The organism is Parabacteroides sp. PM6-13, assembly GCF_029892605.1.
In the GTDB taxonomy this organism is placed as follows: Bacteria; Bacteroidota; Bacteroidia; order Bacteroidales; family Tannerellaceae; genus QVMG01.
In genome coordinates this window covers 157,237-169,542 of sequence record NZ_JARXWF010000001.1, presented here as the reverse complement: position 1 = coordinate 169,542, position 12,306 = coordinate 157,237, and the positions used below count along the sequence as shown (strand labels likewise).

Genomic DNA, 12,306 nt, shown 5'->3' with positions numbered 1-12,306 from the left:
TATAGCTACTTTTGTGCTTCAAAAGAAATTTTTTATCAAAACGAACAGTGTAAATGACTACAACAAAGAAAATAAAACGCGCACTGGTATCTGTTTATTACAAAGAAGGTTTAGACGAAATCATTTTGAAACTCCATCGTGAAGGAGTTTCCTTTGTGTCTACCGGAGGTACGCAGGCGTTTATCGAATCATTGGGAGTGCCCTGTGATGCTGTGGAGGATTTGACCGGTTATCCTTCTATTTTGGGCGGACGCGTAAAAACATTACATCCGAAGGTGTTTGGTGGTATTTTGGCTCGTCGTGAGAATGAGCAGGATCGTGCCCAGTTGGAACAATATGAAATTCCTGAGATCGACCTGGTGATTGTGGATCTGTATCCTTTCGAAGAGACTGTTGCTTCGGGAGCGGAAGACCAGGCGATTATTGAAAAGATAGATATAGGCGGTATCTCGTTGATCCGGGGTGCAGCCAAAAATTATAAAGATGTGATTATTGTCGCTTCCAAGGCGCAATACGCTCCGTTGATGAGCCTGCTCAACGAAAAGGGAGCCAACTCCACGATCGACGATCGTCGTTGGTTTGCTAAAGAGGCCTTCGCGGTTTCTTCCGGCTATGACTCGGCGATTTTCAACTATTTCGATGCCGGAAATGGTTCCTACTTCCGCGCGGCGGTAGACGGACCGATCCCGATGCGTTACGGAGAGAACCCACATCAGGCGGCTGCCTTCTTTGGCCGTCTCAGCGATATGTTCGACCAGTTGCATGGAAAAGAAATATCTTACAATAACCTCTTGGATATCGATGCGGCGGTGAGCCTGATCGATGAGTTCGACGAGGTGACCTTCGCGATCCTGAAGCATAACAATGCGTGCGGTATCGCTTCCCGTCCGACAGTGCTCGAGGCTTGGAATGATGCCTTGGCGGGTGACCCGGTATCGGCTTTCGGAGGAATCCTGATTACCAATACCACCATTACCAAAGCTGCTGCGGAAGAGATGCATAAGATCTTCTTCGAGGTGGTGATTGCTCCGGCTTATGAAGAGGAGGCTCTGGAGGTATTGAAACAAAAGAAAAACCGTATTATCCTGGTGCGTAAGGACTGTCAATTGTCGACAACTCAATTCCGTTCGTTGTTGAATGGCGTATTGCAGCAGGAGAAAGACCTGAGCATTCAGGTGGCAACCGATCTGCAACCTTTGACAAAGAAGGCACCGACTGCCGAAGAGGTAGAAGATCTCTTGTTTGCCAATAAGATCGTAAAACACAGCAAATCGAATGCGATTACGCTGGTGAAAAATAAACAATTGTGTGCAAGCGGTATCGGTCAGACATCGCGTGTTGACAGTTTGCGTCAGGCTATCGAGAAAGCTCGCTCGTTCGAGTTCGATCTGCAAGGAGCGGTGATGGCTTCCGACGCCTTTTTCCCTTTCCCCGATTGCGTGGAAATAGCTTATGAGGCCGGAATCAGAGCGGTGATTCAGCCGGGCGGATCGGTAAACGATCAGTTGTCGGTTGACTATTGCGATGCGCACGACGTGGCTATGGTAAAAACAGGAGTTCGTCATTTTAAACACTAAAGAACAATGGGATTATTCTCTTTCACACAAGAGTTGGCGATGGACCTCGGAACAGCCAATACGATTATCATCAGCAATGGTAAGGTGGTGGTCGATCAGCCGTCGATGGTGGCTCTCGACAGACGCTCCGAAAAGGTGATAGCTATCGGGGAAATAGCGCGAAAAATGCATGGAAAAGCGCATGAGAATATAAAAACCGTACGCCCACTACGCGATGGTGTGATTGCGGATTTTTATGCAGCCGAGCAGATGATTCGTGGGATGATCAAGATGATCAACCCGAAAAACCGCCTTTTCTCTCCCTCTTTGCGTATCGTGGTATGTATCCCTTCCGGTTGTACGGAGGTGGAGATGCGTGCTGTGCGCGATTCGGCGGAGCATGCCGGAGGCCGCGATGTCTATATGGTTTATGAACCGATGGCTGCCGCGGTTGGTATCGGATTGGATGTGGAAGCCCCCGAAGGAAATATGATTGTGGATATAGGTGGAGGAACGACCGAAATTGCCGTGATCTCATTGGGTGGTATCGTTGCCAACAAGTCGATCCGTGTGGCGGGTGACGATCTGACGGAAGATATTCGCGAATATATGCGCAGACAACATAATATCAAAGTAGGAGAACGGACAGCGGAAGCTATTAAAATTAATGTCGGATCTGCTTTGACTTTCCTGGATAATCCTCCCGAAGACTATATCGTTCATGGGCCTAATCAGATGACGGCACTCCCGATGGAGGTACCTGTCTCTTATCAGGAGATAGCTCATTGTATGGAAAAATCTATTTCCAAGATGGAAGCGGCTATCCTGAGCGCCCTGGAGCATACGCCTCCTGAGTTGTATGCCGATATCGTGCGTAACGGTATCTACCTGGCAGGTGGAGGGGCGTTGATGCGCGGGCTCGATAAGCGATTGACCGATAAGATGAATATCAAGTTCCACGTGGCGGAAGATCCCTTGCATGCGGTAGCCAAAGGAACCGGTATCGCCCTGAAAAATATAGATAAGTTTAGTTTCCTAATGAGATAATAATGAATGAAGAATGAAGAATGGAGAATGAAAACTAATTCTTCATTCTTCATTCTTTATTCTTCATTTCCAAGAAATGCGTCAACTGATTGATTTCCTTGTTCGCAAACGTCACTGGCTTTTATTCTTTTTGCTGGAGGTGGTTGCTTTTCTGTTGATATATCAGAACAGCACCTACCAGCGAACCATACTGATCAGTTCAGCCAATGTGGTGACCGGACATATTGCCTCGTTGGCAGGATCAGTCATAAGCTATTTCAATCTGGGCGAGGAGAACCGGGAGTTGACCGTGCGCAACGGTGAATTGGAAATGGAGGTGATCGCCCTGCGTGATGAGATTGAGGCATTGCAGGCGAAAGAGCGTCCGTTTATGGGCTTTCTGCCCGACTCGACCGAACATTTTCCTTACTCGTTTGTGGCAGCCAAGGTGGTCAACAACAGCGTGACACACCTCTCTAACTATATCACGATCAACCGGGGACGCCAAGCTGGTGTCGAACCGGATATGGGGGTGGTGTCCGACCAGGGAGTGGTAGGCATTGTGACCAAGGTAGATGATTATTTTGCAGTCGTTATGCCGATGTTGAATCCTAAGTTCGGGCTGAGTTGTAAGCTGGCAGGAAATAATTACTTCGGTACCTTGAACTGGAACGGACGTGACCCGCGCCTGGTGCAGTTGAACGAACTGCCGCGCCATGTGGAATTCGAGAAGGGCGATACGGTTGTGACAAGCTCCTATTCGGGCATATTTCCTCCGGGCATTATTGTGGGAACCGTTGTGGATGCCCGTCGCCAGCATGATGATAATTTTCATGCCTTGGATATAGCTCCGTCGACCGACTTCCAGTCGCTGACAAATGTGCGCGTATTGATTAACCCGATGCAGGCGGAACAACGACGCCTGGAAAGCGAGATAAAAGAGAGATGATACAGGATGTTATACGAGGACTGATCTATTTTGTGGTGCTTGTACTTATACAGGTGCTCTTTCTGAATCACATCCATTTCCTACGGATGGTGACTCCTTTTCTGTATCTCTATTTTCTGTTGAAACTGCCTTACGATATCTCGCGTAACAATATGCTTCTGATTGCGTTTTTTACCGGCTTGGTGATAGACGCGTTCACCAATACACCCGGTATGCACGCCGCAGCCTGTACGCTGGCTGCTTTTTGTCGGGAGCCGCTGATTCGTTTCTGGGTGGGAAAGGATCTGCCGGATGGGGTATATCCCTCGTATCGCTCGTTTGGCTTCGGTAATTTCTTCAAATACACGCTCTCTTTTGTGTTGATCCACCATACGGCATTATTTCTTATTGAATCCTTCTCGCTTTTCGATCCGCTTTTCCTATCTTTACGCATTCTGGGAAGTAGCGTGATGACTATCCTGTTGATTTTAGCAGTAGAAGCATTTAATGTAGAGTCACAACAAAGTGAAGACAAACGATAAATTTAAGTTTGAAAACCGTAAATATATCATTAGCGGGGCTGTCGTAGTGGTGGTCCTTCTCTTTATTATTCGCCTTTTCATCCTGCAGGTATTGGATAACGACTACAAGATCTGGGCAGACAACAATGCCTTCCTGCGAAAAACCATTTACCCCTCCCGGGGAATCATATACGACCGTACCGGGCGACTGTTGGTCTATAACCAGCCGGCCTACGACGTGATGGTGGTGATGCGCGAGGTGCAACCCTTCGATACGCTTGAGTTCTGCAGTACAGTAGGCATCACCAAAGAGGTGTTCGATCGACGCATCGTGGAAATCAAGGATCGCCGCCTGAATCCGGGTTACTCCTCGTATGTCCCTCAGTTGTTTATGAACCAGCTTTCGGCGCAGGAGTATGGGATGCTGCAGGAAAAACTCTATAAATTCCCCGGTTTTTATATCCAGAACCGTACCCTGCGCGATTATGAATACCCGAATGCCGGCAATATCCTGGGTGATGTGGGCGAGGTAAACAAAAAAGATATCGAGAAAGATCCCTATTATGTGCAGGGTGACTATTCGGGACGCTCCGGCGTGGAGCGCTCGTATGAGCATGTATTACGCGGCGAAAAGGGAATTGAGATCCTGTTGCGCGATGCGCATGGGCGTATCAAAGGGAAATATGAAGAGGGTATTCACGATGTGCCTCCGGTGTCGGGAAAGAGCTTGAAATTGAGTATCGACATGGAGTTGCAGGCTTACGGCGAGAAGCTGATGCAAGGGAAGCTGGGCAGTATTGTGATGATCGAGCCTTCGACCGGCGAGGTGCTCTGTTTGGTGACCGCTCCTTCCTATGATCCTCGTTTATTGGTCGGCCGTCAGCGTGGTGCCAATCACATTATGCTGGAGAAAAATCCGCTGAACCCTTTGCTCGACCGTTCGATTATGGGCTTTTATCCTCCGGGCTCTACCTTCAAGCCATCGCAGGGACTTATCTTCTTGCAGGAGGGATCAACGACTATCCATACACATTACTCCTGTGCTATGGGGTATACGTTCCGGGGAGGAAAGCCTGCTTGCCATGCGCATGGTTCGCCGCTCACGCTGGTTCCCGCATTGGCCACCTCCTGTAACTCCTACTTCTGTTGGGGATTGCATGATATGTTAGACGACCGGAAGCTCTATCCTACCGTGCAGGAGGCTTTTGAGTCCTGGAAGAATCATATTGTCTCTATGGGCTATGGCTATCGTTTGGGTATTGACCTGCCGGGCGAATCCCGTGGTTTTATACCCAACAGTAAGTTCTATGATAAATATCATCCGACGCGTTGGAACTCCAGCACGATCATCTCTATTGCGATCGGACAGGGTGAGGTGACGGCGACGCCGTTGCAGATCGCGAACCTGGCCGCTACTATTGCCAACCGGGGTTATTTCTATACGCCGCATATGGTTCGGGAGATCGAAGATACCCCTTTGGATTCTATCTATACCACCCGTCGCTATACGACGGTGGATCGTCCGCATTACGAGGTTGTTGCCGAAGGGATGCGACAGGCAGTTGTGACCGGTACCTGCCGTCGCGCGGCTATTCCGGGCATCGAGGTGTGTGGAAAGACCGGTACGGCAGAGAACCCGCACGGGAAAGATCACTCCGCCTTTATCGGTTTTGCTCCTTATCAGAATCCGAAAGTGGCCGTTGCCGTTTATGTGGAAAACGGAGGCTGGGGTGCCAACTACGGGGTGCCCATCGGTCGTTTGATGATGGAGAAGTACCTGGAGGTGGAGCAATCGATCGAAAGCCGCTATATAGAAGAACAAATGATCCACTCTTCAACCATCTTACCCTATGCGCAACAGTAAAAAGAGCCTTTGGCAAACAGTCGACTGGATTACGATCCTCTTCTTTATCCTGTTGGTGGCAGCAGGGTGGTTTAGCATTTGCGGTGCCAGTTATGATTTTGATAACGCGGGACTGTTCGACCCCTCCGGTCGTCCGGGCTCTCAGTTGATATGGATCGGCTCCTCTGTGGTATTGATCTTTATCATTATGATGCTGGATGATAAGTTCTATAATGTGTTTGCTTACCTGATATACGGTTTTTTTATTCTCTTATTGATCGCAACGATTATCGGTGCGGTAGCCAATCTGCCCTTTGTCCCTGATATCAAAGGGTCGCGCTCCTGGTTGGTGTTGGGACCTATCCGTCTGCAGCCGGCCGAATTTGCGAAATTCGCTACGGCGCTTGCCCTGGCGAAGTTTATGAATGGCTATGGGTTTAAGCTTACTCCCCGAAATTTTTTCATTGCCCTATTGCTTATTCTCGTCCCCATGCTTTGCATTCTGTTACAGAAAGAGACCGGTTCGGCATTGGTTTACCTGGCTTTCTTCTTTGTGCTCTACCGCGAAGGCATGTCGGGCTATATTCTTTTGGCAGGCATTTGCGCCATTGTCTATTTTGTGACGGGTATTAAGTACTCGGAAGATGTGGTCGGTATCACCCCTTTGGGTGAGCTATTGGTTATGGTTATGACCCTGATCATCTCAGCCGCCCTGGTCGGGGCCGTGGCAAAAGACAAACGCAATATGTGGATTCTTTTAGGAATTGTGGCATTGGGTTATCTGGCGGCATATATAGTCTCTTTATATATTCCGTTGAATTTTGTCTGGGTAAGCTATGGGCTTATTGCCGTATTGGGAGTTTATCTTCTTGTCCTTTCGCTAAAGAAGTGGGTATGGTCGTACGCCGTCATTGCTTTGTTCTCCGTTTTATCCGTCGGTTTCCTCTATTCGGTCGATTATGTGTTCGATAATATATTGGAACCTCACCAGCAGGTACGTATCAAAGTCTCTTTAGGCTTGGAGGATGATCCCAGCGGTGCAGGGTATAATGTGAATCAATCGAAGATCGCTATCGGCTCAGGTGGCTTGACGGGGAAAGGTTTTCTGAATGGAACGCAGACCAAACTGAAGTATGTGCCTGAGCAGGATACCGACTTTATCTTTTGCACAGTGGGCGAGGAGCAGGGCTTTATCGGTGCTTCCGCTGCCTTGATCCTCTTTGGCTTGTTTATTCTCCGGCTTATCTGGCTGGCCGAACGGCAAAATAGTACCTTCGGAAGGGTCTACGGATACAGTGTCGCCTCGATCTTCTTCTTCCACCTATTAATCAATATCGGGATGGTTCTCGGCATTACGCCCGTGATCGGGATTCCTTTGCCTTTCTTTAGCTATGGCGGATCCTCGCTCTGGGGATTTACGATCCTGTTGTTTATCTTCCTGCGATTGGATGCCTCCCGGAAGGTGAAGCATTAATACGCCTTTTTGAACTATCTGTTAGATGTTTCGATGCGTAAGCCCAGCTGCTGAATACCGGGTAGAATCTCTTTGCGCATGCCTTGTCGGAAGCTGATCGAATAGGTGCCTGTGTCGGGAAACTGATAATGGGTGCGTAGCGGGAAGCTCAATTCATGAACCGACATGCCATCGCCCAGCCATTTGCCGAAGTCGTCGGCCAGCATACATTCCAGCGTGTCGCGTTTCACCTCGCCCGAAGGTTGCTGCTCTTCGATAAATACCCATAGGTTCTGAAACGGATACAGGTTGTTATTGCGCACCTCGAAGGTTAGATCGTAAGGGATGGTGTTATCGTCGATCTGAAACAGAAAGAAATACTCTTTCTCCTTATCCCAATTCCGTTCTTCCAGCGTCAGGTATTTGTCGTAGATCACCCGGTTGTCACAAGACGAAAGCAATAGACAACCTGCTCCTATCCATATGAGTATGTTCCCAATGCCTTTTTTCATGCGTCAGTCAACTTCTCTGATGATTAGTTCTCTGTCTTTTTGATAGGGCGCTTGAAGGAGCGGGGTGGCTGCTCGTTGTTGCCCCGGTTCTGGGACGGACGCTCATTGTTACCTCGGTTTTGAGGAGCACGCTCGTTGTTGTCCCGGTTCTGGTGACCGCGTTCATTGTTGCTCCGATTTTGGGGCGGACGCTCATTATGAGGCCGGTCGGCCGGTTGCGGTTCGCCTCCCTCAGGCTTTTTCTTTTTCTTTTTCTTCTTTTTCTTGACGTTGTCGAAGCGGGTCAAGCTGTCTTGTCCCAGGATGTCCATCGCGTCTCTCTTAGGTGTTTGTCGTTGCACCTCTTCGAGCGATTCGGGGCGTTCGCCACGCTTGTTCATGCGGATGATATCAAAAGCGCGATCGGCTGATATGGTGACCAGGTTCGACGCATACGCCTTTTCTGTCGAATAGGTGATGGTCTTGTTGAACAGGTCGCTCTTGAAATGAAAATAGTTCTTCTCTTTTGTCTCCAATACCACTTCGCGGGAGGGCAATTGCTTCTGCGCTTCCACATAGGTGTCAACCTCATAGTTGATACAACACTTCAGCTTGGCGCATTGTCCGGCCAGCTTTTGGGGATTCATGGAGATGTCTTGATAACGCGCCGCTCCGGTAGCCACCGATACGAAATTCGTCATCCAGCTCGAACAGCATAATTCGCGTCCGCATGGTCCGATACCTCCGATGCGTCCAGCCTCCTGACGTGCACCGATCTGTTTCATCTCAATGCGCACCCGGAACGAGTCGGCCAATACCTTAATCAGTTGGCGAAAGTCAACGCGCTCGTCAGCTATGTAATAGAAGATGGCTTTGTTGCCGTCACCCAGGTATTCCACGTCGCCGATTTTCATGTTGAGACCCAAGTCCGCGGCGATTTGGCGCGAACGGATCATCGTGTCGTGTTCGCGTGCTTTGGCTTCGGCATATTTGTCGAGGTCTGTCTGCTTAGCTTTGCGGTAGATTTTTTTAGGCTCTGCATCGATGCGGACATGGTTCTTCTTCATCTGAAGTTCCACCAGCTTCCCGGTAAGAGTGACTGTTCCGATATCATGTCCCGGACTTGATTCTACAGCTACTACATCCCCTTTTTCCAATGGGAGTTTTGCACTGTTTACGTAATACCCTTTACGGGTATTTTTGAATTGTACTTCCACATACTCCGTTGCCTCTTCCGCTCCCGGAACATCATAAAGCCAGTCGTAGGTGTTTAGTTTCTTATCTTGTTTTTTACAGCAACCTTTTGAACATATGCGAATGCTGCCGTTATTTAGCTTAAAATCCATGCGATTTGTTGAATTGATCTATGTATTCTATCAATACTCTCGTGCAAAAGTAGTTAATAATTCTCATATTTGGGCGAAATCATTTGATATTAAATAGATTTGTTTATATTTGCGTAATGTGTATTATGTACACTTATTTAAGCTCCCCTTGACTCTTTGTTATTGTGAAATAAATAAATCTGTATCATGAAAAATCTATTCTTTACCACCGTTTTGCTGTTAGCGGCAACCAGTTTGTCGGCGCAGAACAAGGCTCCGGTCAATATCGATATTGACGCGGGCGAAAAAGTAGCCACCGTTACAAAACTGTTTAACGGGACGAACATTGAAGACCTCAACAACCAGACCAATGGTGGTATGTTCAGCCAGCTGTTGCATGGCGAGGCTTTTGAAGAAAACATCGACGTGGACTTCCTGAAACTTGATCGGAAAGACTATTCTAAGGTGTATGTGGTGATCGACGAAAGAGGCATTCCTCACTTGTTGAGCCAGTCGGACATTTACACCCGTATCTCCTGGAACAACCTGGGCGAGAAGTATGATTTCAACTCGAACGACATCTATTCCGCCGGACGATTCGGTGGCGCGCCTCACAATCTCTCCGGATGGATTTTCCCGGGACGCTTCCTGGTGTATGACTCTCTTCCTCCCAACATTCAGCGTATCATGATGGATCGGATCAGCGGCAACGAACAGGTGTCGAAATACTGGTCGAAACTGACCGAGGGTAGTCCGCAGTACAAATACGAATTGGTGCGTGACGGCAAGGCTTATATGGGACGCCAGACACAGCGCATCAGCTTTACAGGCGGAAGTGGCGAAGTAGGTATTACCAACCATGGGCTGTACCGCTCGGGCATTATGTTTGAGAATGGTAAATCGTATGATGGCGTATTGCGCATAAAAGCCGAGAAACCGACCACCATTTTCCTCTCGCTTCGCGACGATAACAACAAGGTGTTGGCAGAAAAATCATATCAGCTCCGCGGAGACGGTTCGTATGAAAAGGTAACCTACGAACTGATCCCTAACGGTGGCACCATCAACGGACGCTTTGGCATCTCCCTGAAAGCGCCGGGCACCATCGATCTTGGTTTTGCCTTCCTGCAACCGGGCACCTGGGGACGCGTAGAAGGCGGATGGCCTATCCAGACAAAATTCACAGAGGCTTTGAAGAAGCAGGGCATCACGGCATTCCGTTACAATGGTTCCATGGTCGACGTAGGGGCAGACACCTACTTGTATCGTTGGAAGCTGATGCGCGGACCGATCGACGAACGCCGGGTTACTTTCCGCAGCGGATTTAATGCCTACGCAACGCATAGCTTTGGTTTTATTGAAATGCTGCAGGCGGCGGAAGCCATCGATGCCATCGCCATCATCGGGATGAGCATGAACGAATCGTATGAAGATATTCGTGACTTTGTAGAGTATGTAAACGGACCGGTTACCTCGAAATGGGGCGCGATTCGTGCTGCCGACGGACATCCGGAGCCTTACAACCTGAAATACATCCAGGTAGACAACGAACGGGGTATCTCCCGGGGGTATGTGGAATGTATGAAGAAATTTGCTAAGGCAGCCTGGGAGGTAGATCCGAATATATCGATCATGACCTCGTTGAATATTGGTGGTAATGGATATGTACGCGGTGGTTCGGAACAGCAAAAACAACAGGTTGAACGCCTGCGCGCGCAATTGGCGGAAATGGAAAAGGCGGCAGATGCCGATCAACGCCAGTTACGTAGACTGCAACAGCAACTACGACAGGAGGAAGAAAACCTGGGCAGCCAGTATCGCCTGGCGTCAGAACTCGCCGGATGGTTTGTTGCCCAAGGAAAAGGCGACAAATTGGCTTGGGACCCGCATTATTCAGGTGCCCGCGAGTTTGCCGATAGAGGCAATGCCTTCCTGAACGAGATGGGTATCAATCTGCAAAGAGAATTGGCAAAAGATCACCCCGGATTCAAACTGAACCTGCACCCGATGGAAGAAAACGGCTTCCGCTGTGACTGGGATCGCGGTTTGGCACACGCGCACAACTGGAACACCCTGCAACGCTATGGTGACTGCTTCCAGATGCTGGGAACAGCCAATACCTTCCAACCGCACGGATTACATTATATGTGGGATCAGGGACGTGTTCACTATACACCCGATGCCATTTGGTTCCAACCGTCGGCTCATATCGATGAGATGATGATGAAGACATGGAAACCAAATGTCGTGAAGGCTACCAGCAACGAAGAGCTGTTGGATGTAACGGCAAAGATCAATGACGCGAAGAACGAAATGACCATCTACGTAGCGAATATGTCGGATCAGCCTTTAGACGCAGTGATTAATATTGCGAATTTCCGTTTCGGCAGCCGTGCGGATGTACAAACGATCGGCAATTGCGAACTGACGGAATTCAATACCTATGAGAATAAGGACAATGTCGTATTTAAGCCATCGAAGGCGACCATCGCCCGCAAAAACGCGAAGTACACATTCCCCAAATATTCTTATACCGTCATCACGTTGAAGAGATAAGCAATAGTAAAAACAGGAAAAAACCATAGTCCCGACTTGGAACTGTGGTTTTTTTTTAATCTCTTTGCACGAAAAACAAGGTTTTTCAGATCGGTTAAACGAACCAAACGGGTCGAATTTTAGTTATACCATAAACAAAACACATTAAAAAAGAGCAGTATATGAAAAAGATGTTACAAGAGTTCAAAGATTTTGCCATGCGCGGTAACGTGATCGATATGGCTGTCGGTATTATTCTGGGGGGCGCCTTCGGAAAGATCGTTTCTTCGTTAGTGGGCGATATCATTATGCCGGCTGTCGGATTATTGGTGGGTGGTGTCAACTTCACCGACCTGAAGATCACCCTGAAGCAAGCCGTTTTGGAAGGCGGCGCGGAGATTGCTCCGGCGGTAACCATTAATTACGGAGAATTCCTGCAGGTTACCTTCGATTTTATCATCATCGCCTTTGCTATCTTCCTGATGGTAAAGGGTATCAATAGCTTCCACAAAAAGAAGGCGGAAGAACCGGCTGCTCCGGCTGCCCCTCCGGCAGATATTCAATTGCTTACGGAGATCCGCGACCTGTTGAAGGAAGAGAAGAAGTAAATAAGCGGATTTTGCTATAT

The 12,306-nt window shown here is 48.6% G+C and carries 10 protein-coding genes; 8 read left to right on the top strand and 2 right to left on the bottom strand.

The window, feature by feature from the left end; translation table 11 throughout:
- Positions 1-53: 53 nt before the first annotated feature.
- The 6 genes from purH (at position 54) to rodA (ending at position 7,348) form a co-directional block, all read left to right on the top strand.
- On the top strand, positions 54-1,577 hold the full coding sequence (purH, locus tag M2134_RS00680; protein WP_280749474.1) for a bifunctional phosphoribosylaminoimidazolecarboxamide formyltransferase/IMP cyclohydrolase: 1,524 nt from the start codon (positions 54-56) through the stop codon (positions 1,575-1,577).
- A gap of 6 nt (positions 1,578-1,583) precedes the next feature.
- Positions 1,584-2,603, top strand: coding sequence for a rod shape-determining protein (locus M2134_RS00675; protein ID WP_280749473.1), 1,020 nt, complete (start codon positions 1,584-1,586; stop codon positions 2,601-2,603).
- A 76-nt stretch (positions 2,604-2,679) separates the two neighbouring features.
- Positions 2,680-3,531, top strand: a complete 852-nt coding sequence (gene mreC / locus M2134_RS00670) for a rod shape-determining protein MreC (protein ID WP_280749472.1) — start codon at positions 2,680-2,682, stop codon at positions 3,529-3,531.
- Positions 3,528-4,052 (top strand): rod shape-determining protein MreD, encoded by a 525-nt coding sequence (gene mreD, locus M2134_RS00665; RefSeq protein ID WP_280749471.1) that lies wholly within the window; start codon positions 3,528-3,530, stop codon positions 4,050-4,052. The genes mreC and mreD overlap by 4 nt, the downstream gene beginning before the upstream one ends.
- Positions 4,036-5,895, top strand: a complete 1,860-nt coding sequence (locus tag M2134_RS00660; protein ID WP_280749470.1) for a penicillin-binding transpeptidase domain-containing protein — start codon at positions 4,036-4,038, stop codon at positions 5,893-5,895. The genes mreD and M2134_RS00660 overlap by 17 nt, the downstream gene beginning before the upstream one ends.
- Positions 5,882-7,348 (top strand): rod shape-determining protein RodA, encoded by a 1,467-nt coding sequence (rodA, locus tag M2134_RS00655; protein ID WP_280749469.1) that lies wholly within the window; start codon positions 5,882-5,884, stop codon positions 7,346-7,348. The genes M2134_RS00660 and rodA overlap by 14 nt, the downstream gene beginning before the upstream one ends.
- A gap of 14 nt (positions 7,349-7,362) precedes the next feature.
- Here rodA and M2134_RS00650 read toward each other — a convergent pair whose 3' ends face one another.
- Both M2134_RS00650 and ricT read right to left on the bottom strand, forming a co-directional pair.
- Positions 7,363-7,839, bottom strand: a complete 477-nt coding sequence (locus M2134_RS00650) for a gliding motility lipoprotein GldH (protein ID WP_280749468.1) — start codon at positions 7,837-7,839, stop codon at positions 7,363-7,365.
- A gap of 23 nt (positions 7,840-7,862) precedes the next feature.
- The gene (gene ricT, locus M2134_RS00645; protein WP_280749467.1) at positions 7,863-9,164 is read right to left on the bottom strand and encodes a regulatory iron-sulfur-containing complex subunit RicT; all 1,302 of its coding nucleotides are present in this window, start codon (positions 9,162-9,164) and stop codon (positions 7,863-7,865) included.
- Between the two features lie 186 nt (positions 9,165-9,350).
- On the opposite strand from ricT, the gene M2134_RS00640 reads away from it, so the two are divergent.
- Together M2134_RS00640 and mscL are read left to right on the top strand one after the other, a co-directional pair.
- Positions 9,351-11,699 (top strand): alpha-L-arabinofuranosidase C-terminal domain-containing protein, encoded by a 2,349-nt coding sequence (locus tag M2134_RS00640; protein ID WP_280749466.1) that lies wholly within the window; start codon positions 9,351-9,353, stop codon positions 11,697-11,699.
- Positions 11,700-11,860: 161 nt separating this feature from the next.
- A complete protein-coding gene (gene mscL / locus M2134_RS00635) occupies positions 11,861-12,286 on the top strand; it encodes a large-conductance mechanosensitive channel protein MscL (RefSeq protein ID WP_280749465.1) in 426 nt (141 codons plus the stop codon).
- Positions 12,287-12,306: the final 20 nt, after the last annotated feature.